The following is a 22,717-nucleotide window of genomic DNA, read 5'->3' on the forward strand; positions in this document are numbered from 1 at the left end:
AACGAAAAAATAGGAGCCACAAGGCTCCTATTTTCTATTCAATCGTCTTCAGTAATAGTTTTTTCAGCAATGGTTTAATCTTCAATCGTAAATCTTCAGCATGATTTGCAACTAAGAAGTGATGGTTATAAATGTTTTTCATCAATTGATAAGTTGCTTCTTTCGCTTCGCCTTCTTCGATGAAGATACCGATTACTTCCATACCACTTTTACGCGCGAGTTTAACAGCTTCATGCGTATCTAAAATTCCGTCTTGTTGATAGTCTAGCGCAGAAGGCTCACCGTCTGTGAAGACTAGTAAGAATTTATGTTTCTCAGGTCTTTTGGCAAGTTTTTCAGAAACGATACGAATAATATATCCGTCGCGGTTATCTTCTTCTTCACGAAGTTGCATAATTTCTGGACCAACGTTTGGTAACGTTGAGTTTTTATAATTTACAACTTCATGGATAACGTTTGGTTTATCTTCAGGTTTAGCGCTAGAGGCATCTTCCCAAAATCCGCTAATAGCGTGTGGGATTTTTAAAGATTTTAAAGCTTCATGGAATAGTACAACACTCTTCTTCGTTTCTTCCATTTTGTTATACATAGAACCAGAACAGTCAACTAACAGTTGGAATGCAACATCGAGTTCTTGTGACTCTTGTCCTTTTTTATAAAACATACGCGGTTGTTTTTCGGTATAAATACGAAGGAATTTCTTACGAAGTCTTCCGTAATATTTATCGCTATTCGCATTCGTTTTATTTTCAATTGTTTTTTCGATAATTTTCTTTAATTCTTTTACATCTTTATTAACGACTGATTTGATAGCTTGGTAATCTTTTTTCTCATCTGAGTTTGGTTTGCGAGCTTCTTTAAATGTATGAGAAGCACCTACATTATACTTACCGTATGCACCGTCGTGCTGGCTAGAAGCGTGTGAAGCCCTTGCTTCTTCTGTATCAGCGCCATCAAAGTTGGATTGTGTACTTTTTTGTGAAGTACCTTGTACAGAACCAAGTGCTTGGTCGCCATCTTCTGATTCACGGGCAGTATCACCCATCATATTAGTTTTTGTTCCGCTTTCTAATTCAAAGCGTAAAAAGTTCTCGTTTTCGTTATTTTTATTTTCACGATGCCATGTGGAGAAACTTTCATCCATTTTGTTTTTATTTTCATCGTCATCTATAAGCTGCGTATCATCATTTGCTAAATCTTCGACGCGACAGTTCTTTTCGTCTGCAAGGACAGATAAGTAAAGTGGAGCATGTCCGAAATAGTTGTTAAGCATATCACTTTCAAGAAGCGCCTCTAAGCGATAGCGAATTTTCTCAACGATATACATAATATCTTCTGTGTTACGTGCTTGGAATGTTTCATGTAAAATCGCTTCAATTTGCTCAAAATATTCATTATTAAACATTTCATATTTATCGCTCGTTAATGAAAGATAGCATAGGCAAAATAGACGATCACCGTGATAATTACGAACGCGGTTTATTTCATTTTGAGAGCCGAAATAGTTGCGGTACATTTCTTTTCGACGTTTAAAAACATGCTTCGTGCCAGGACGTAAGTTCTTTACGATTTCCTCAACGCGTAAATCTTCTAATAGAACAAATAATTGTGTTAAAAACTTTTTTAGGGGCGATTCTTGCAATTCAATCGCATAAGAACGAATTAAAGTCATGTCCGAGTAATGTTTATTACCAAGTGCTTTTAAGAACACTTCGCTTTTTAATCCGATTACTGTATCTTCTTCTTTTCGATCATCCCAAAAGTGACTAATGACAACTTTCTTTTCAATTTCGTCGTAGTATGCTTTATAGCCATATTCAAGATAGGCATCGTCTTCTTTTAGAAGGGCATACATTAAATTTTCCATTTGTAGAAACAGCGACGCATCAATTTTTTTGTCACTAAAAATTTGTCTCATAAATTATCCCTCAAAGAAATAACTTTCTGCTAATTCACGGACAGTCATTTGTTCTGTTTCATCATTAAGTTTTGCAATTATGCTTCGTTCAATCGCTCGCATAACAGGAATATATACACCTAAATCACATGCGTCGATAATACCACGAATACTTGCTGCTTCTTCACTTACACGTCCATCGCGAGCTAAAGGCATAAGGTCGCTTGCAAATGCAACAAACTTTTCAATTGTTGCAACATCATTTAATTTTGATTCTGCTAATAATAGTTCTTTTAATGTGTCACCTTGAATGTAAGGAACTTCAATAATAACGAAACGGTTTTTTAATGCTTCATTTAGCTCACTTGTTCCAACGTAACCTTCGTTAATCGCAGCAATTACACGGTATTCGTCATCACCGAATACAACCTCTTGTGTAAATGGGTTTGTAATCATTTTACGGTAATCTAATGCGCCGTGAAGTAGCGGTAAAGTTTCAGGTTTTGCCATATTGATTTCGTCAATATATAGGAAGTGACCGTTCTTCATTGCTTTCATAAGAGGACCGTTAACGAATGAAACTTCAGATGCACCATCTTTCGTTTGTAGTGTGTTGTATCCTAAAATACCCTCTACATCTAAGTCGACAGAGCAGTTAATGCTATGCATTGGTTTTTGGAATAAAGAAGAAAGAGTTTCCGCTAGTACTGTTTTACCACTACCAGTCGGTCCTTTTAATAGAATGTTCTTGCCAAGAAGAAGTGCTGTAATTGCATCTTCAATAATGCTATTATCAGACGCTTTATATATTTTCGTTCCGATTAAATGTGCATTTTCACCAGCTTCTTGTTTATTCTTTTCATGAATCGTAGAAAGCTGTTGTTTTAAATCAGCATGTATATGAAATTGTTCTAACATGTATTTCCCACCTAACATTATTTTCATAAAGTAATACATCTTATGATAACTTGTTTTAATATGGTATGCAAAGAAAAGGAAGGAGGATAAAGGGAAAAGAAAAAGCAATCAAGATGAAGTTGATTGCCTACAGTAAAGGAGAAATGAGCCTCATGAAAGACTCCAATATGCGTTTTTTTATACTTCTTTTTTGGAAAGAGTTCCATTTAATTTCAGTTGAATGTTTAAAATCTTCTTCAAAATCACGTTTAATATCGTGAACTGTTTTTGATTCATAAAGTACGCTAATAATTTCGTAATTCAATTCAAAGCTACGTACATCCATGTTCGCTGTTCCAATAGTTGCAATTGTATCATCAACGAGTACAATTTTTGCATGCATAAAACCATCTTTATAACTGTAAATAGAAGCACCAGCTTTTAAAAGCGGAGTGAAATAGGATTGAGATGCTTGATCACTAATGATGCTATCACTTTTACCTGGATATAAAATCCGTACATCTATTCCGGCAATTGCACTTAAGCGTAATAATGTTAAAGTTTCTTGATCTGGAATAAAGTAGGGGGTAGCGATCCAAATGGATTTTTTTGCAGAGCCCATAACAGCTAATAATGTATTACGAATACTTTTATCATCGGAGCTTGGTCCACTTGCTACGATTTGAACAGCACCTTCTGCATTTGAAATCTCTTTACCTGGGAAGTATTGTCTATTCATGAATTGATCCCAGGAATAAGTATTTAAACCACTAGAGGCATAGAGCCAGTCTTCTAGAAAGATTGCTTGTAATTTATATAATGCTTTTCCTTCTATCTTTAAATGACTATCACGCCAAACAGGAAATTTCTTGGAACGGCCAAGATATTCATCACCGACGTTGAGTCCTCCGGTAAAACCAATTTCTCCATCTACAATAACGATTTTTCGATGGTTACGATAATTGACCGTTTCAAGTAACCAAGCTGAAAAAATAGGGTCAAATTCTACTATTTCAATCCCAGCTTCTTTCATAGGTTGCAAAAATCGTCTTCTTAACGTATTACTTCCAAGACCATCATAAAGGAAACGTACAATAACACCATCTTTTGCTTTTTGTATTAAAGCATCTCGAACTTTTGTACCAATTTCATCAGATTTATAAATGTAGTATTGAATATGTATATGATGTTTTGCCTGATCTATAGCTCGCAAAATTTCTGAAAATGTTTGATCTCCGTTTGTTAAAAGTTTTGTAGTTGTTCTATCTGCGACAGGACCGCCTCCAAATTTTTGTATGACTTCTGTTAAATGTATGGAACGTTCATTTAGTGGGACTGTGAGTAATAACTCTAGTCTTCTTCCTTCTAATATTTCACGGAATAATTTTCTTTGTTCTTCTGAACGATGGAGATGTTTTTTTCTTCTCCAGCGGCTGCGCCCGAAAATAGCGTATAAAAGCACACCTATAATAGGAAGAAGTGCTAATACTAAAAACCACGCTAATGTACTTTGTGGAGATCTATTTTCTATAAAAATAACGAATGAAATTCCTACGATTGTGATGGACCATAGGGCACCGACAAATGTATATAACGAAATATACGATGTATTTAATAGGAACAGAACGATAGATACAATTATAAATATTAATAGTAATTGAACGATAGGCTTCTTCATTTCTATATAATTCCCCTAATCTTTTTTCAATATAGACTTCTTAAATAGAAGATGTAATATGACATCTTTATTATAAGGTGTTTTGCTTTTTTTACAAAATATAGACATTTCACCTATACTTTCCGCATTTGTCCTACATACAGTGTACTATCCCATTTTTTATCCCACTCTTAACGCATATGAAAATGAAAAAATCGAAAAGGAGCGGAGAAGCATGAATTATATAGAAAATAATGGGTTTTATTATCGAAATCATCATCATGGAGGACACAATCATGGTGGGCACAATCATAACGGCGGACATCATCACTATGATCACCATCATCATCACGGAGGCGGATGGGGCTGGGGTGGTGGTAGTTCATGGGGAGGCGGATTTTTCCCTGGAAGCTTTGCAGGAGGAGTGTTAGGCGGACTGACAGCTGGTGCATTAACAGGTGCAACAAGTGGAGGATATTATCCAGCTCCATATCCAGTAGCTTATCCATCACCATACCCTGTAACGTATCCAATGCCATACCCAGGTTATCAGCAAATACCATATTCGTATTAAACTAAAAAAGAGGCTATCCTCTTTTTTAGTTTAATACGGTATTTATTTATAAAATACTTCCAAAATTAAGGTGAAAATATGTTAATATTTTATTATTGTAATTCAAAAACATATACATTGATATAGAGTTTTATATTATTATTCGTGAATAGTTATGTAGTATGGTCTAATTTCTATTTCGTTATTAAAAACAAAGAGATCAGATGTGAGTGGTATTAGTTGGAAACAAGGCTTGCATAGAGCCACTTAAAGAGATTGCAGTATAATAAGGCGCGAAATCATTAGGGAGATGAGAAGCTACTAGTTATAATTGGAACGGTATAATATTGCTTTTTATTACAAATAATATTATGTTATTTTAATCGGTCTATTTAAAAAGATAATTTATGTAATGGGCTAGTATTAGAAAATGAAATATCTCTATTTCTATGAAGAGAAACAGGTTGTGTTTTAGTCAGATAGAAGCAAGGAGAGATGCGCATGCTAGAACAGAGAGGTCATGCATTATATGACTCTTCATTGCGAGATTTAAAGTTAGCATTAGATGAGTCTTCAATTGTTGCAATTACAGATCGAAAAGGTCTTATTACATATGTAAATGATAAATTTTGTGAAATCTCTAAATACAAAAGAGAAGAATTAATTGGAAAAGATCACCGTATTTTAAATTCAGGACATCATCCAAAAAACTTTTTTCAAGAATTATGGAAACGTATTTTGAATGGGAAAGTATGGACAGGTGAGATTCGGAATCGAGCAAAAGATGGTACATATTATTGGGTCAAAACAACAATTGTTCCATTTTTAAATGAAAAAGGAGAGCCATACCAGTTTATCGCAATTCGAAATGATATTAGTAGTAGAAAAGAAGCGGAACATAGATTGCGGCTAAGTGAAAGTCGTTATAGGGAACTTGCCTATCATGATGCCTTAACGAGTTTGCCTAACCGTTTACAATTAATAACGACCGTTAATAAATTGATTGCAGATAAAAAAGAATTTGGTATGATTTACTTTGATTTGGATCGTTTTAAATTAGTAAATGATACATTAGGTCATATGATAGGGGATTTACTTTTAAGCGAAGTTGCTTCAAGGTTGCATTATGTACTAGGAGAGAAAGATGTTCTGGCTAGGCTAGGTGGCGACGAATTTGTGCTGTTAACAAAAAATCATAGACAAGATGATATGAGTCAGTTAGCGACATCTGTGTTGTCATGTTTTCAGGCACCATTTATGCTGGAAGGCCATGAAGTATACATTTCAGCTAGTCTAGGACTTTGTTCTTATCCACAAGACGGACAAGATGTGGAAACTTTATTGAAAAACTCTGACTTAGCTATGTATAGTGCAAAAGAACAGGGGAGAAACGCTGCATGTTTCTTTACAGATGAGCTACGTGCGAAAATAAATCGTAGAATGAAAGTTGAGTTTGCTTTGCAAAAGGCAATTCGTGACGAAGAGTTAGATGTAGCATTGCAGCCTATTATTGATTTGAAAACGAAGAGATATTCTGGTATAGAAGCTCTAGTACGTTGTATGACAGAAGACGGACCTATTTCACCAAGCGAATTTATCCCTGTAGCTGAAGAGTCTGGACTTATTATAAAGCTAGGAGACTGGGTATTAGAAAAATCATGTCGCTTGTTTAAAACATTGCCAAATTATCAAGAAGGACTAAAGTTATCTGTGAATTTATCTATACAACAATTAATGCAGAAACGTTTTATTTTGTCCGTACGTAGCATTTTAAAGAGAACTGGTTTTCCTCCGAACCGTTTAATATTAGAAATAACGGAAAGCATTGCAGTCCGCCATTTTGATTATATTATTGCTACATTACAAGAATTAAGAAATATGGGTGTTTTAATTGCTTTGGATGATTTCGGAACTGGCTATTCTTCCTTATATTATTTAAAACAACTACCACTGGATATTGTAAAAATTGATCGTAATTTTATTCGTGAATTTCATTATGATCACGCACAACCAGAACGAACGATTGTAAAATCCGTTATCGAAATTGCTCATAGTTTAAATTTAGCAGTAGTTGCTGAAGGAGTAGAAACAGTAGAGCAAGAGAGTTTGTTACAATCAATGAGCTGTGATTATGTACAGGGATTTTATTATGCGAAACCTTTATCTGTAGGAGAGCTAAAAGAAAAGTTAATTACAGATTTTTAATAAAAAAGAGAAGCCAGCAGCTTCTCTTTATTTAATCCGTTTTTTGTGAGTCTTTCATTAGTACTGGATAGAGAATAAGGCCTAATACGAATAATCCAATTCCTAAGAAGAATGTTTTTAAATCAGCAGTTCCCGTTTTGATAACCCAAATAGAGTATACCAACGCCAATGTAGTAATGATTCCATCTTTTACTCGAGATCCTGGCAGTATATCATACGTTTCTCCTGTAATAACTAATTTTAATTGGTACAAGGTAGAAACAAGGTATGGAATTAAATAGGCTAATGTTGCTACGACGATAGCGAAACTATACGCTTCTGAAACAGTACCAGAAATCGTTGAAAATAAGAAAATTTGCGTCATTACATTTGTAATCAATAATGATTTTGAAGGACTACCTTTTTTATTTGTTTTCCCGAAAAACTTAGGGAAAAGTCCATTTTTTGCTGCCTGGTAAGGTACTTCTGAACTAACAACGATCCAGCCAACTGTAGATCCAAATAAAGATATAAGAGCGAGTAAAGCCATTATATATGCGCCTTTATTTCCAATTGCTAAATTTAATGCGTCTACTAATGGTTTTTGAGACTCTTTTAAAGCATCTTGCGGAAGAGCTCCCATTGTAAGTAAAGTAATTGACATGTAAATAAGAAGAGCGATAATTAATCCGAAAATCGTAGCTTTTTTTACATCGCGCTGTGATTTTGCACGATTAGAAAGCATAACTGCTGATTCAATACCGATAAATGCCCAGAGTGTTGCAATAGCAGCTGAATTGATTTGTCCACCTAATGAGATTGATTGTCCTGCTTCATTCATAAAGGTTTGACCGTCTCCGAAATTAGAAGCATTGAAAATGAATAATGTAATTACAATAAACATTGTAAATCCGATAATTTTTGCAATGGTAGCAAGTAGATTCATATTTCCAGCTCGATCAATATTTTGAGAAAGAATATATTGAATTCCCCACAGCATAAGGCTACATACGAGGAAAGTTAACCCTTTTCCGAGTTCTAGTGAAAATCCGTTTATTGAAAAAAGAATTTGCTTACTTTGTAAAACTGGAAAGAATGTTGATAAATATCCAGCGAAGGAAATAATAACAGATGCTGTTGCAGCCCAGTTAGCAGCCCAATATCCCCATGCCATACTATATCCTGCAACTTTACCAGCTTTTTTTGAAGGAAACATTGCTTGAGCATAGCTTTGTGGTCCAGCTTTTAATTCTGGTTTACGAATCGCTAAATTTCCAAATACAAGTGCAATCATAAATACGCCAAGGCCTGTAATACTCCATGCGAGTGTAGAACCCATTGGACCTGATACTTGTGCTAAATTTGCTGGAAGCATAAATACGCCACCGCCAACCATATTCCCGATAACAAATGCTGTTAAAACCCATAATCCCCATTTTTTCGTTTCCATTTTTGTTAACTCCTTTGTAGTAAGTTTTGCTTAAACATCATTTTTCACTAGCTTTTTGACAATAAAAAAAGAGCCATGTAGATAAAAAAATACCTACATGGCTCTTTCGCCAAAGCGTAGGTACAACGGGAATAACCCTTGTACCTACGCGTAATTTTTCCGCTAGGTTTCAAGGGTTACGTATGATGATGATGTTTTTGTGCAAATGTAACTACAGTTGTTGTATAAGTAAGCATAGTTCTTTGCTCCCTTTCTCCTCTGATTTTGAAGTTAGTATACTACATGTTTTTTTGAATGAAAAGAAAAATATAAAAAATTTTATAAAAATACGTTTTAAAGATTAAATATTTACCTATATTTTTCTTGTAATGGAAAATAAGTGAGAGATTGGCAGAAGAGTGAAGCATGTTATAATACATATAGAATTATAAGGTGACAAGGGGCTATTGTAGATGATGAGTAAGTATGAACAAATTTATACAGAAATCAGTAAATCTATTGATAATAAACAATTAAAAGAGGGATGCAAAATCCCATCAGAAACAGAATTAATGAAGCAGTATGAGGCAAGCCGAGGCACGGTAAGAAAAGCGGTAGATTTACTGCAAGAGCGTGGATATGTACAAAAAATTCACGGAAAAGGTGTGTTTGTTTTAAAGCGAAAAAATATTGAATTTAATTTTGGTGGTATTGTAAGTTTCCAAGAAGAAAATGAACGTTTAGGGCGTCATTGTATTACAGACGTCGTAGAAATGGAGAAAATTGAAGCGACGAAAGACGTAGCAAAGTTATTAAACGTGAAAGAAAAAACAGTGATTGACCATATTAAACGTGTACGAAATATTGATGGAGAAAAAGTAATTTTAGATATAAACCATTTTGTATCGGAATATATTCCAGGCTTAACGAGAGAAATTGCAGCTACATCGATTTATAAATACATTGAGAAAGAGCTTGGGCTACATATTAGTTATTCACAGAGGGTAATTGAAGTACAGCCATGTACAGAGGATGACAGAAAGTATTTAGATTTAAATGGAACAGACTATGTTGTCGTTGTGAAAAACTTTACACATTTGTATGATGGAAGTCAGTTTGAATATACAGAATCACGCCACCGCTTAGATATTTTTCACTTTTCGGATGTGGCACGTAGGAAGTAAAGAGGTGGAACAAAATATTGTTTCATCTCTTTTTTTTATAAAAAAAACACAAACTCGTACATACGAGTGTTGACTAACTTATATATACGAGTTAATATGTAATTGTAAACGGTATCAAAAAAAGAAAAGAGGGACGGGAATATGGGGAAAGACTATCGTAAAACAGCAGAGGAAGTGTTGCAGTATATTGGTGGGAAAGACAATATTGAACAAGCTGCGCACTGTGTGACGAGGCTCCGTATCGCTTTAAAAGATGAAAGTAAAATAGATAATGATAAATTACAGTCTGTTTCATTAGTGAAAGGAGCTTTTCATAACGCTGGGATATTTCAAATTGTAATTGGTCCAGGGGATGTAGATCGAGTATATGCGGAATTGATAACGCTTGCGGGTATGAAAGAATCGACTGTAGCTGACGTAAAAGATTCAGGTAACCAAAAGTTAAATCCAGCTCAAAAGTTTGTAAAAATATTTTCGGATGTATTTATGCCAATATTACCAGCGATCGTAACAGCTGGTTTACTAATGGGTATTAACAACCTATTAGGCGCAAAGGACTTATTTTTTGATGGGAAAAATTTATTAGATGTTTATCCAAACTTAGGCGGGCTTTGGGATTTAATTAATATGATGGCCAATACAGCATTCGTATTCTTACCAGCACTTGTCGGGTGGTCAGCAACGAAGCGTTTTGGTGGTAGTCCAATACTAGGGATTGTTATGGGATTAATGCTTGTGCACCCGGCCTTATTAAACGCTTGGGATTATGGAAAAGCAGCGACTGGTTTAGAGGGGCAAAAGATTGAGTACTTCAATATTCTAGGACTGTTCCAAATTGAGAAGGTAGGATATCAAGGACAAATTTTACCTGTTTTAGTAGCAGCATTTGTATTAAGTAAAGTAGAAATTTTCTTAAAGAAACATGTACCAAATGCAATTCAATTATTAGTTGTACCAATTACAACAATCGTTGTGACAGGTGTGTTAGCATTAGGAATTATCGGTCCGGTTACACGTCATATTGGAGATTTATTAACAGTAGGATTAGTAGGTGTATATGAAACAGTACCAGTAGTTGGAGCAGTATTATTTGGAGCATTATATGCACCGCTTGTAATTACAGGTATGCATCATATGTTTATTGCAATTGATTTACAATTGATTGCACAACATGGCGGTACATTTATTTGGCCGATGATTGCTCTTTCTAACATTGCCCAAGGTAGTGCGGCACTTGCGATGTTCTGGATTTCTAAAAATCAAAATGATAAAAGTATGGCATCAACATCAGCCATTTCAGCATACTTCGGTATTACAGAACCAGCGATGTTTGGTGTGAATTTACGAAATAAGTTCCCGTTTTATGCAGCGATTATAGGGTCTGCTGTGGCAGCGATATTCATTACATTAAATGGTGTATTAGCACCTGCTATCGGAATTGGCGGATTGCCAGCATTTATTTCTATCATTCCGAAATCGATTCCAATGTTTATTGTCGGAATGATTATCGCAGTTGTAATCCCATTTACTTTAACATGGTTATTTGCAAAAAGAGTCAAACAGAAGTAGGAGGAAGTTAAACATGAAGGATTGGCATAAAAGTGTAGTCTATCAAATTTATCCGAAGAGCTTTAATAGTTATTACAATAGGGAAACCGGGGATATAAAAGGGGTTACAGAGAAACTAGATTATTTAAAAGAACTCGGAGTGGATTATATATGGTTAACACCGATATACCAATCACCACAAAATGATAATGGATATGATGTAAGTGATTACTACAGCATTGATCCATCTTACGGAACGATGGAAGAGTTTGAAGAACTTTTAGCAGAAGCGAAAGTACGTAACATTGAGATTATGCTTGATATTGTTGTAAATCATAGTTCGACTGAACATAAGTGGTTTAAAGAAGCGAAGGAAGATAAAAATAGTCCATATCGTAATTACTATATTTGGCGTGATGAAAAAAATAATTGGCAGTCTAAGTTTGGTGGATCTGCTTGGAAATATGATGAGAAGACGGAGCAATATTATTTACATTTATTTGATGAAACACAAGCTGATTTGAATTGGGAAAATGAAAAACTTCGTGAAGAAGTATATGATATGATGCGCTTTTGGCTGGATAAAGGGGTAACGGGATTCCGATTAGATGTCATTAATTTAATTTCAAAAGACCAATGCTTCTTAAACGATGAAGGTAATACTGCGACAAGTGATGGACGCAAGTATTATACAGATGGCCCGCGTGTTCATGAATATTTACAAGAGATGAACCGCAATGTTTTTGCAGGAAAAGATGTAATTACAGTTGGAGAAATGTCTTCTACGACAATTGATAATTGTATTAAATATTCTAATCCTGAGCGCAATGAACTGAGCATGACGTTTAGTTTCCATCATTTAAAAGTAGATTATCCGAATGGTGATAAGTGGAAGAAAGCAGAGTTTGATTTCATTAAATTAAAAGAGATTATGTCTAACTGGCAAATTGAAATGCAAAAGGGCGGAGGATGGAATGCGTTATTTTGGTGTAATCATGACCAGCCTCGCATTGTGTCACGCTTTGGTGATGATGGAAAGTACCGAAACGAATCTGCAAAAATGTTAGCGACAGCTATGCACATGCTGCAAGGAACGCCTTATATTTATCAGGGGGAAGAAATCGGTATGACGAATCCTAAATTTGAGTCCATCGAGCAATATCGTGATGTGGAATCGTTAAATATATACGATATAAAGCTAAAAGAAGGGCTATCAAAAGAAGATATTATCGGGATTTTAAAGCAAAAATCTCGTGACAACTCTCGCACTCCGATGCAGTGGAATGAAGAAATAAATAGCGGGTTTACAACAAGTACACCTTGGATTTCAGCGGCTAAAAATTTTAAAGAAATAAACGTAGAGAAGGCACTAGCCGATAAAGAGTCTGTATTTTATCATTATAAAAAACTAATTGAACTAAGAAAAACATATGATGTTATGACAGAAGGAGAATATGCTATTTTAGATAAGAATCATCCTAAGATTTGGGCATATACACGTACTGTAAATGATGAGATATTACTTGTTATCAATAACTTCTATGGAGAAGAAATAAAGTATTCTGTACCAGCTCATGTTCAATTAGATGGAATGAAACAAGAGGTACTACTGTCGAATTATAAAGATTGCAGCAAGGATATTACAAAACTTAACTTAAGACCATATGAATCAATTGTGTATCGATATACGAAATAAAAAGGTTGTATGCCCGAGCGGCATACAACCTTTTTATTTTAAGACACCACTATACAAAATATTTACATCTACCTCAGGTTTGAATTTTACTTTTGCATAATCTTTATTCCAATTTTTTTTCTTCCATAAGTCAGGGTGATAGGCGATAAGGTGTCTTCCGATACCGAAAGCATCACAGTTAGCTTTTTGTAGCTTGTTAGTTATCTTTTTAGCTTCTTTCGTAAGCTGTTTAGACAATTCTTTATTTAGTTTTTTTCTTTCATCCATTTTATAAAGGTTATCTCTTGGAGCTTCAAGCGCTATCACTTTTAGTTGTAGTTTAATGTGAGCATAAACATTTCCTTTTTTATCTGTCGTTATTTTTAAGTCTCGTTTTAACTTTCGATTGCTAATTTCCATTGTTAAATAATCAGATGTCTTCTCTGATTTCTCGCTAGTAAGCTTTTGGGTTATACGCGCACTTGTTCCCATTTTTCCGGTTAATAATACGAATAAAACCGATTGTTTCAAAGGTAAATGCCCAGTTAATTTATCATTGTTAAATAAAGCTAACCCGTTTGTAATTACTTCTTTTCCTTTTATTTTTATGGAAGGGAGTATAAAGTCTTTACCGGGGTCTAACATTTTTGTAGCAGCTGTTTCTAAAGTTTCTTTTGGAAATACACTCATATCTTCTAAGCTTTTCACTTTTTTCTTTAAAAAATCTCCAATTAATAAATTTCCTACTTTCTTTTTTTCGAGTACCTCGGACGTTTCACCATCTACTGCAATAAGCTTTACTAAAGCAGTTGGATTTGTTGGATCCCGAAAACTGACATCTAAATAGGGTAGTATCCCTTTTTTTAGAATTTTGGTTCCTAGTAATTGAACACCATATTTAAAATAGCGAATATTTCCAGTCACATTTTTTTTTAGGGAATCGCTTGTATCTCTTATGTTATGCCCGGTTGCTGAATGTATTTCATTCTCGAATGAAGATTGTTCTCCGCTTGAACTTTTTACGAGCTCGATTGTTTGCTGGAGTTTATTCTCTTCCGTAATATCAGCTCCAATACTATAAGCTAATCTCGCTTCTCTTAATGGTTCTTGATCCCAACAGCCAGAAAGGAGGGAACTAGTACATAATATAAAAAGTAATTTAACTCTTTTTTGGAACATATTGTTCTCCTTTCTTCTTTCTTATTACTGAATAAAGTAGAAATAAAAGAGGGAGGACAACGATGAAAATATAGGTAAACTTATCAGTGAAAGTTGCAATTACTTTTAATTCTTCAGGTGTATCTATAAATAAGGCTACACTAAAAGCAATTATACCAACGATTGGAACAGCTTTTTTATGATTAGCAAGGTTGAATATGTGTCCAATGCCGATAGAAGCAGCACAATAATAACTAGCAATAGAGGCAGCGACAGTTATCATCCAAATTGGTATGAAGATTAGGTCCGTTCGGTCTATAATTCCAATATGCAAGGAGCGTAATAAGTAAGCAACTGGCTCTGGAATAAGCTCAACTTGTTTTGGACTAAATACGATAAAGCAAATCCAAACGGTAAAAGTATAAAAAAGTGTTACAAATCCATTAGCGATAGAAATGGCCTTCAGTTTTGCCACAGAACTCCCGTTTACTTTTGGAAAGGCAATAAGAATAATTTCAAAACCATACATGGCTGTAATTGTTTCTTTCGATGCTTGAATAATATTCCACCACCCAGCCTCTGTAAGTGGGAAAATATAAGAAAAATCAGCTCGGGAAAACCCTAGGGCAATTAAAAGGGCCATTGGAATAATGAGAATAGAGGCCATGACATAAAATCGTACGATGACTTTAAATGTATTATAAGCGACATAACAACAAGCTACTGTACATAATATGAGAATTGCAGACCACGGAGTTGCTTGTAAAACCCATACTTTAATGACATTACAAGCATTTAACATAACCGTCATACCGATAAGTGTAAAATAAAAAACATAAGCAAAACCTAATAGTTTTCCAAACTTATTACCAAATAGCATACAAACACTTTCATACATATTTGCATCAGGAAATCGTTTTAAGAAAAGCCACATAAGTAAAATAATAAGTTGAATTGCCAGACCAGCGATAAGAGCAGAAATCCATCCACCACCTTTTGCTATTAGGTGAAGACGGTTCGGTAGAGAAAGTATGCCCACTCCGATTTGGCATTGAATAACGAAAAAGGTAAATTGAACTAGTGAAATTTTACTTTGCGTGTTTGTCACCGTCCTCATCCTCTCTCGTTACATGTTGGCGTTGCATTTTTTTCGGCTTTGGATCATGTGGTCTTTCCCAAAATGACCAAATTGGTAGTCTTACGAAAGAATCTTTCATATCTTTTATCCGCATCGGGGCAACAGGAGAAAGATATGGTGTATGAAATGAATGTAGCTGACATAAATGAACAAAAGTTATAATGAGACCGAATGATATTCCTAAATATCCGAATATAGCAGCAAGAAGCATTAATGGAAAACGAAGAATGCGAACTGCTGAGCTCATATCATTTGATGGAACGAGAAAAGATGAAATTGCAGTTAAAGCTACAACGATAATCATTGTGTAAGAAACAAGCCCAGCCTTTACAATTGCATCACCAATTACTAACCCACCTACAATACCGATTGTTTGTCCCACTCGGCTCGGCAAGCGAATACCAGCTTCGCGTAACAATTCAAAGATTAATTCCATTAAGAGAGCTTCAAAAATAGGAGGAAGCGGTACTTTCTCTAATGAAGCTTTAATTGTATACACAAGTTCGAGCGGTAACACATCAGGATGAAAAGCGACAGTTGCAATATATAAAGCTGGCAAGAGAAAGGCAATTAAAAAACTTACTAAGCGAATCATTCGGACGAAAGAACCTACAATCCAGCGGTTATTATAATCATCTGGTGATTGATAAAAAGCGAATAACGTAACAGGTACGATGAGCGCTGTTGGGTCCCCATCAGATAAAATTGCAACCCGTCCTTCCATTAAATTAGCAGCGGTCCTATCTGGACGCTCTGTATTTAATTGCTGCGGAAATGGCGAGAAGGACGTATCCTCTATGAATTCTTGTATGTATCCTGGAGGCATAAGTGCATCTGTCTTAATTTTTTCTAACCTTCTTTTCACTTCGGCAACTAGATCGTCATTGGCTATATTTTGCATATAAGCAATTGCCACTTTCGTGTGCATCTCTTCACCGATTGTAAAGTACTTAACAACTAAATTTGGACTCTTAATGAGTTTGCGAATAGAGGTTAAATTCGTTGCTAGATCCTCTACAAAACCAGTATGTGGACCGCGCACAATTCCTTCATTATCAGGCTCTGCTATATCTCTCTTTAAAGATAAAGCTGTTTCGAAAATACAAAAACTATTGACATGTTCATGAAAATATAAGGATTTACCTTGTAATAAAACCTGTACTCCATAATTTAAATTCGTTTCTTTTTTCATATTTAATGTGGAAAAGGCTTTATCTAAGGACAGATCCGATCGAGTTAATAATGGTTCAAGAGCTAATTGATGAATTAAATTTGGATCTGCTAAAGATTCAATATATAAGATTGTTCCTTTTCCGTTTTGAAAAGGGAGATCTAATTTTTTTATATCATCAGAATGAGAAAGTTTATTTTCAATGTAATTAATGTTCTCCGGAAGTGATGGAAACATATGCTTTTGTTTTTTACTCTCTTGTTGTTCTTTTTTCTCTGTCATACTTTCCACCTCTTTTAGAATAAAATTACTTCTGTTAATTTTTGCTTTTTGTGAGAAATTTATGCTTAGATTATTTTTTTAAGAAGAGAATTGAAAGTTACGTTACATTGTCTTTTGTGCATTATTCAATTTCATAGCAGTACTTCTCACGTTTGTGTCGAATTAAGAAGATATATAGGAGGGATATATATGGAAATAGCTGTAGAACGTGTTTTTACAAAGGAAATTTTAGCAAGAGCGGCAAGGGAATTTCATGTAACAGTAGAAGAAAAGCCACTTGGAGATTTTGAAAATTATATTTTTAAGGCAAAGGGTGATAATGATGAAGATTACGTATTACGTTTAACACATTCTTCTCATCGCTCTAAACAAGAGGTAGAGGCTGAACTAGATTTTTTACGATATGTTGCAGAGAATGGGGCAAAGGTAGCAGGACCTCTTGATTCAACGTCTCGAAATCTCGTAGAAGAAATCGTAGCAGAGGATGGAACGTTCTTTTTCGCGTCTTTATTTACATATGCAAAAGGCGAGCAAGTAAAAGGGGAAGGATCACCTTATTGGGGAGATGCTTATTTTGAAGCATGGGGAAAAGCGATTGGACAACTGCATCGCCTAACAATGAACTATCCTAAAACGAATCATCGTGATACGTGGGAAGAAGACGAAAGTGGGATTATTAATGAATTAGAAGATGATCAAGTGAAAAAGATTGCAGCGGTATTAATGGATGAAATTAAGGCTCTTCCAGTTGAAAGAGAAACGTTCGGTCTTATGCACGGTGATATTCATCCAGGTAATTTTCATTATGATGGTAAAGAGCTAACAATCTTTGATTTTGATGATGCGGCTTATAATTACTTTATACATGATTTAGCGATGGTTCTATACTACTCTGTTCTATTTACACCGTGGACAGCAGAAGAGAAAACAGATTTTGCTCGTAAACAGTTACAAGTGTTACGAAAAGGATATGAGTATGAGCACAGGCTGGCGGATAGTTGGTATGAATCGTTACCACTATTTTTACGTTTACGTGACATAGGTCTATACGGTACACTCCAAAAGAAGTTTAAGGGGAAAGATATGCCAGATAACTTCCAAAAATTATCTGAAGAGTTATATGAAAGAATTATAAGCGAAGAAGCAATTGTGAATATATAATACATTTTGTTCAAAACAAAGTATACAAAATAAATGTATACTTTGTTTTTTTATACAAAAATATGTTTGTTTTATTAAAATAATATTGTCCTAGATTCGGTATGCACTTATAATTTTATATATATTCTGAATATTCTTTATAAAGAAGGAGGGGGAATGTTGGAAACTTTCGTAAATTGGTTAAATAATATTGTTTGGAGTCCAGCACTTGTTTATTTATGTTTAGGAGTAGGTTTATATTTTTCCATTCGAACAAAGTTTTTACAAGTAAGACACGTAGGAGAAATGGTGAAGCTGACATTTCAAGGAGAAAAATCAGAGGCTGGTGTTTCTTCATTTCAGGCGTTAGCACTTTCTTTATCAGGGCGCGTTGGGACAGGGAATATCGCTGGGGTAGCAACAGCGGTTGCATTTGGTGGACCAGGGGCTGTATTTTGGATGTGGGCAGTAGCCTTCTTAGGAGCAGGTTCTGCTTATGTAGAATCGACATTAGCGCAAATATATAAGACGAAACATCAAGGACAGTTCCGAGGTGGTCCTGCTTATTACATCGAAAAAGGTTTAGGAGTTAAATGGTATGCTTTAGTGTTCGTTGCAGCGACAATTCTTGCAACAGGACTTTTATTACCGGGTGTACAAGCAAATAGTATTGCTGTAAGTTTAGAAACGGCTTTTGGTATTAATACTACCGTATCAGGGGCTATATTAGTTGTCGTATTAGCTCTTATTATTTTCGGTGGAGTGAAGCGAATTGTTAACGTAGCGCAAGTTGTCGTACCGTTTATGGCAATAGGCTATATTTTAGTAGCTTGCGTCATTGTTGCTATGAATATTGAAAAATTGCCAGAAGCATTTATGTTAATTATAAGAAGTGCATTTGCATTAGAAGCTGCTTTCGGTGGTATTATCGGTTTAGCAATTTCTTGGGGAGTAAAACGTGGTATTTATTCCAATGAAGCAGGGCAAGGAACTGGACCACATGCAGCAGCAGCAGCTGAAGTATCACATCCAGCTAAGCAAGGTTTAGTGCAAGCATTTTCCGTTTACATTGATACATTATTTGTTTGTTCAGCAACAGCATTTATGATGATTATTACAGGCATGTATAACGTATTTGATGCAAGCGGAAAAAACTTTATCGTTAATAAATTAAATGGTGCTCAGCCAGGACCAGGATATACACAGGCGGCGGTAGAATCTGTTTTCCCTGGATTTGGAAACGGTTTCGTTGCAATCTCGTTATTATTCTTCGCGTTTACAACAATTATGGCGTATTACTACATTGCAGAAACGAATATTGCGTACTTAAATCGAGATAAAGATCGTCCTTGGTTGTCTATGGTACTAAAATTTGTTTTTTTAGGAGCTGTATTCTACGGCTGTATTAAAACAGCAGCAACGGCGTGGGCTTTAGGTGATATCGGTGTAGGAATTATGGCATGGGTAAATATCATTGCGATTTTACTATTACAAAAACCTGCATTAGTCGCATTAAAGGATTATGAAAAACAGAAAAAAGAAGGAAAAGATCCAGTATTCGATCCGCAGCCATTAGGAATTAAAAATGCTGATTTTTGGGAGCATGAATACGGGAAAGATAAGAAAGAAGAAGTATCTTAACAGAATAGAAATGAAGAAGCAAAGGGGAAACTCTTTGCTTTTTTTTATGGACAAATTGAAGCTAAAAGTTATTTTTGGGACTATTTTTGAATATAAAAAGAATGTACATGCATTGTTAGGGGAAGGGGGAGTATGTTGATAGAATTTCGTAATGTAAATAAATATTATGGTAACTTTCAAGTTTTGAAAAATATTAATGTGCAAGTGAAAAAAGGCGAAGTGGTAGTAGTTGTCGGGCCTTCAGGATCAGGAAAAAGTACGTTGCTTCGGTGTATAAATCAATTAGAGCCAATTACAGATGGAGAATTAATTGTACAAAATACAGAGGTACACAATAAAAAAACGGACATGAATGAATTGCGGCGAAATATTGGGATGGTCTTTCAACATTTTTATTTATATCCACATAAAACGGTTCTTCAAAATATTACATTAGCACCGATTAAAGTAAATAAAGTTTCCAAAGAAGAAGCAGAGAAAACAGCAATGTTTTATTTAGAGAAAGTAGGAATTCCAGAGAAGGCTAACGTATATCCACATCAATTATCCGGAGGACAACAGCAACGGGTGGCAATTGCTAGAGGACTTGCAATGCAGCCGGAAATTATGCTATTCGATGAGCCTACGTCTGCTCTTGATCCAGAGATGATTGGAGAGGTACTTGATGTTATGAAAGCACTGGCTAAAGAAGGGATGACAATGGTTGTTGTCACGCATGAGATGGGATTTGCGCGAGAAGTAGCGGATCGGATTTTATTTATGGATGATGGCAAAATCATTGAGGATACAACACCGGCGCAATTCTTTGCGAGTCCTGAACAAGAAAGAGCGCGTCTATTTTTAAGCCGAGTGTTAAACCATTAAAGGAGGAGTTTTATGCTTAAAATGAAAAAGTTGTTTATGTTAATCATATTCTCGTGTTTATTCGTACTTGTCGTTGCTGGGTGTGGAAGTAAAAAAGATGAGGCGAAGGAAACAAATACGAAGCAAGGCAGGGCTGTTGAACAAATTAAGAAACGAGGGAAATTAGTAGTCGGGGTAAAGAATGATACGAATTTATTTGGATTAAAAAATCCTTCAACAGGGCAGGTAGAAGGATTCGATGTTGATGTCGCGAAGGCACTTGCGAAAAAGATTCTTGGAGATGAAAAGAAGCTAGAGCTGAAAGAAGTAACGTCTAAAACACGTATTCCAATGCTGAAAAATGGTGATATTGATGCAATTATTGCAACAATGACAATTACGGAAGAACGCAAAAAAGAAGTGGATTTTTCAGATGTATATTTTAAAGCAGGACAATCGTTACTTGTGAAAAAAGGAAGCAATATTAAGAGCGTTGATGATATAAAACAAGGCGTTAAAGTATTAGCTGTAAAAGGATCAACATCTACAAATAACATTCGTCAAAAGTCACCAGAAGCGACTGTATTAGAGTTTGAAAATTATAGTGAGGCATTTACAGCGTTAAAGGCAGGTAAAGGTGATGTGTTGACGACAGATAATGCGATCCTTTACGGAATGGCAAAACAAGATTCTAATTATGAAGTAGTAGGAAAAATTTTTACAGATGAACCATACGGAATTGCAGTGCAAAAAGGGGCAGATGATTTAACGAAAGAGATTAATACTTTAATTAAAGACATGAAAGCAAGCGGGGAGTATGACAAATTATATGAGAAGTGGATTGGACAAAAACCAGAAAAGTAGATAGTAAAAGTGAGAGGATGAGAGTACTCATCCTCTTCTTGTAAAGAAAGAGGGGAGAATATGTGCCTGATTTTTCTATATTAACGAATAACATTGATATGTATTTAGAAGGATTTAAATATACAGTTATGTCTAGTGTAATTGCATTGATAGGCAGTTTTATTTTAGGAGTAATTTTGGCAGTAATGCGTATTGCACCTATTCGTATTTTAAATTGGATAGGATCAGCTTTTGTGGAGTTTGTAAGAAATATTCCACTCGTATTAATTGCATTTATATTCTATTTTGCTTTACCTGTAATAGGAATTACTTTAAATGGTTTTGTAGCAGGAACAGTTACGCTTACGGTATATACGGCAGCTTTTATTGCGGAAGTAATTCGCGCTGGTATTTTATCAGTTGCGAAAGGGCAAATGGAAGCTGCCCGCTCTTCAGGGCTAACGTATGTGCAGGCGATGTATTATGTTGTCTTACCCCAAGCTGTGAAAATTGTAATTCCCCCTTTAGGAAACCAGTTTCTCAATTTAGTTAAAAACTCTTCAATACTTGGAATCATTGCTGGTGCTGATTTAATGTATCAAGGAGATTTAATTTCAACGAAGACGTTTGTTACGTTTGATGTTTATATATTTGTCGGGATGTTTTATTTAATATTAACAATTCCGCTCAGTATGCTAGTGCGTTATTTAGAAAAACGCTTGGCAAAGGAGGCGGTGTAAATGGATTTCAAGGGAGCAATTACAGGAGATCATATTCTATTTTTATTAAAAGGGTTACTTATAACATTAGAGGTAGCGCTCATAGCAATTGTACTTAGTTTTATTATTGGAAGTGTAATCGGTATATTGCGCTACACGAAAATACCTGTCGTCTCACAAGTATTAGGAGTTATAGTTGAACTGATTCGAAACTTACCACTACTGTTAATTATATTTTTCACGTATTTTGCACTTCCAGAAGCAGGCTTGAAATTAGAAATTATAACAGCTGCAATTGTTGCTTTAACAATATTTGAGGCAGCAATGATATCTGAAATTGTTAGAAGTGGTTTATTGTCTATTGAAAAAGGGCAGGTTGAAGCCGCACGATCTTCGGGATTAACTTATGTGCAAGCGCTTTGGCATATTATTTTGCCACAAGCATTAAGGAGAATGGTTCCGCCGCTTGTCAGTCAATTTATTTCATTGCTGAAGGATACGTCGCTAGCGGTTGTTATATCACTCCCTGAGCTTATGCATAATGCTCAAATTATTAGCGGGCAAAATGTGAATTACATGATTCCAACATTTATATTAGTAGCTTGTATGTACTTTATCGTAAATTATAGTTTATCAATTTTATCGAGAAGATTAGAACTTCGTTGACTCTTACAATATATGTAAGGGTTTTTTCCTTGTTTCTCCTTATTTTCCTCTAAATAGAATCTAAATCTTGCAATAATTAGATTTTTTATATT

Annotated in this window: 17 protein-coding genes and 1 pseudogene; 11 read left to right on the forward strand and 7 right to left on the reverse strand. The window is 35.1% G+C overall.

Annotated features, from left to right (window positions below; genetic code table 11):
* Positions 1–34: 34 nt before the first annotated feature.
* The 3 genes from AXW78_RS03075 to AXW78_RS03085 form a co-directional block, all read right to left on the reverse strand.
* The gene (locus AXW78_RS03075; RefSeq protein ID WP_001248851.1) at positions 35–1,918 is read right to left on the reverse strand and encodes a vWA domain-containing protein; all 1,884 of its coding nucleotides are present in this window, start codon (positions 1,916–1,918) and stop codon (positions 35–37) included.
* 3 nt (positions 1,919–1,921) lie between these two features.
* Entirely contained in the window at positions 1,922–2,815 is an 894-nt protein-coding gene (locus AXW78_RS03080; protein ID WP_000892970.1) for an ATP-binding protein, read from the reverse strand.
* Positions 2,816–2,942: 127 nt separating this feature from the next.
* Positions 2,943–4,472 (reverse strand): cardiolipin synthase, encoded by a 1,530-nt coding sequence (locus AXW78_RS03085; RefSeq protein WP_061883774.1) that lies wholly within the window; start codon positions 4,470–4,472, stop codon positions 2,943–2,945.
* 214 nt (positions 4,473–4,686) lie between these two features.
* Between AXW78_RS03085 and AXW78_RS03090 the strand changes: the two genes are divergently transcribed.
* Both AXW78_RS03090 and AXW78_RS03095 read left to right on the forward strand, forming a co-directional pair.
* Positions 4,687–5,025, forward strand: coding sequence for a hypothetical protein (locus tag AXW78_RS03090; protein WP_001106370.1), 339 nt, complete (start codon positions 4,687–4,689; stop codon positions 5,023–5,025).
* Between the two features lie 480 nt (positions 5,026–5,505).
* Positions 5,506–7,209 carry a putative bifunctional diguanylate cyclase/phosphodiesterase gene (locus AXW78_RS03095; protein WP_000893344.1) on the forward strand — a complete coding sequence of 568 codons (1,704 nt, stop codon included), beginning with the start codon at positions 5,506–5,508 and terminating at the stop codon, positions 7,207–7,209.
* Between the two features lie 31 nt (positions 7,210–7,240).
* Here AXW78_RS03095 and AXW78_RS03100 read toward each other — a convergent pair whose 3' ends face one another.
* Positions 7,241–8,638 (reverse strand): amino acid permease, encoded by a 1,398-nt coding sequence (locus tag AXW78_RS03100; RefSeq protein ID WP_000448449.1) that lies wholly within the window; start codon positions 8,636–8,638, stop codon positions 7,241–7,243.
* Positions 8,639–9,090: 452 nt separating this feature from the next.
* On the opposite strand from AXW78_RS03100, the gene treR reads away from it, so the two are divergent.
* The 3 genes from treR (at position 9,091) to treC (ending at position 13,045) form a co-directional block, all read left to right on the forward strand.
* On the forward strand, positions 9,091–9,801 hold the full coding sequence (gene treR / locus AXW78_RS03105; protein WP_000987236.1) for a trehalose operon repressor: 711 nt from the start codon (positions 9,091–9,093) through the stop codon (positions 9,799–9,801).
* Positions 9,802–9,942: 141 nt separating this feature from the next.
* Complete coding sequence (gene treP / locus AXW78_RS03110) at positions 9,943–11,370, forward strand: PTS system trehalose-specific EIIBC component (protein WP_000513935.1); 1,428 nt, start codon at positions 9,943–9,945, stop codon at positions 11,368–11,370.
* 13 nt (positions 11,371–11,383) lie between these two features.
* Entirely contained in the window at positions 11,384–13,045 is a 1,662-nt protein-coding gene (gene treC, locus AXW78_RS03115; protein ID WP_000656138.1) for an alpha,alpha-phosphotrehalase, read from the forward strand.
* 33 nt (positions 13,046–13,078) lie between these two features.
* On the opposite strand, the gene gerKC is transcribed toward treC, so the two are convergent.
* The 3 genes from gerKC to gerKA are packed head-to-tail and all read right to left on the reverse strand — an operon-like array spanning position 13,079 to position 16,773.
* On the reverse strand, positions 13,079–14,203 hold the full coding sequence (gerKC, locus tag AXW78_RS03120; RefSeq protein WP_000486845.1) for a spore germination protein GerKC: 1,125 nt from the start codon (positions 14,201–14,203) through the stop codon (positions 13,079–13,081).
* Positions 14,184–15,290: a GerAB/ArcD/ProY family transporter gene (locus AXW78_RS03125; protein ID WP_000185767.1), complete on the reverse strand. Its 1,107-nt coding sequence runs from the start codon at positions 15,288–15,290 to the stop codon at positions 14,184–14,186. The genes gerKC and AXW78_RS03125 overlap by 20 nt, the downstream gene beginning before the upstream one ends.
* Entirely contained in the window at positions 15,271–16,773 is a 1,503-nt protein-coding gene (gene gerKA / locus AXW78_RS03130; RefSeq protein WP_000136664.1) for a spore germination protein GerKA, read from the reverse strand. The genes AXW78_RS03125 and gerKA overlap by 20 nt, the downstream gene beginning before the upstream one ends.
* Before the next feature lie 189 nt (positions 16,774–16,962).
* On the opposite strand from gerKA, the gene AXW78_RS03135 reads away from it, so the two are divergent.
* The 6 genes and pseudogenes from AXW78_RS03135 to AXW78_RS03165 all read left to right on the forward strand — a co-directional run bounded on the left by AXW78_RS03135 (position 16,963) and on the right by AXW78_RS03165 (position 22,625).
* Entirely contained in the window at positions 16,963–17,934 is a 972-nt protein-coding gene (locus tag AXW78_RS03135) for a phosphotransferase enzyme family protein (RefSeq protein WP_000401633.1), read from the forward strand.
* A 159-nt stretch (positions 17,935–18,093) separates the two neighbouring features.
* Entirely contained in the window at positions 18,094–19,554 is a 1,461-nt protein-coding gene (locus AXW78_RS03140; RefSeq protein ID WP_000447398.1) for an alanine/glycine:cation symporter family protein, read from the forward strand.
* A pseudogene (locus AXW78_RS03150) lies at positions 19,499–20,418 on the forward strand (amino acid ABC transporter ATP-binding protein). The gene AXW78_RS03140 and the pseudogene AXW78_RS03150 overlap by 56 nt, the downstream one beginning before the upstream one ends.
* A 12-nt stretch (positions 20,419–20,430) precedes the next feature.
* Positions 20,431–21,261 (forward strand): glutamine ABC transporter substrate-binding protein GlnH, encoded by an 831-nt coding sequence (gene glnH / locus AXW78_RS03155; RefSeq protein WP_000916458.1) that lies wholly within the window; start codon positions 20,431–20,433, stop codon positions 21,259–21,261.
* A 62-nt stretch (positions 21,262–21,323) separates the two neighbouring features.
* Positions 21,324–21,980: an amino acid ABC transporter permease gene (locus tag AXW78_RS03160; protein ID WP_001112667.1), complete on the forward strand. Its 657-nt coding sequence runs from the start codon at positions 21,324–21,326 to the stop codon at positions 21,978–21,980.
* The gene (locus AXW78_RS03165; protein WP_000345957.1) at positions 21,981–22,625 is read left to right on the forward strand and encodes an amino acid ABC transporter permease; all 645 of its coding nucleotides are present in this window, start codon (positions 21,981–21,983) and stop codon (positions 22,623–22,625) included.
* The last annotated feature ends 92 nt before the right edge of the window (positions 22,626–22,717 follow it).

Source organism: Bacillus thuringiensis (genome assembly GCF_001595725.1).
In the GTDB taxonomy this organism is placed as follows: Bacteria; Bacillota; Bacilli; order Bacillales; family Bacillaceae_G; genus Bacillus_A; species Bacillus_A thuringiensis_K.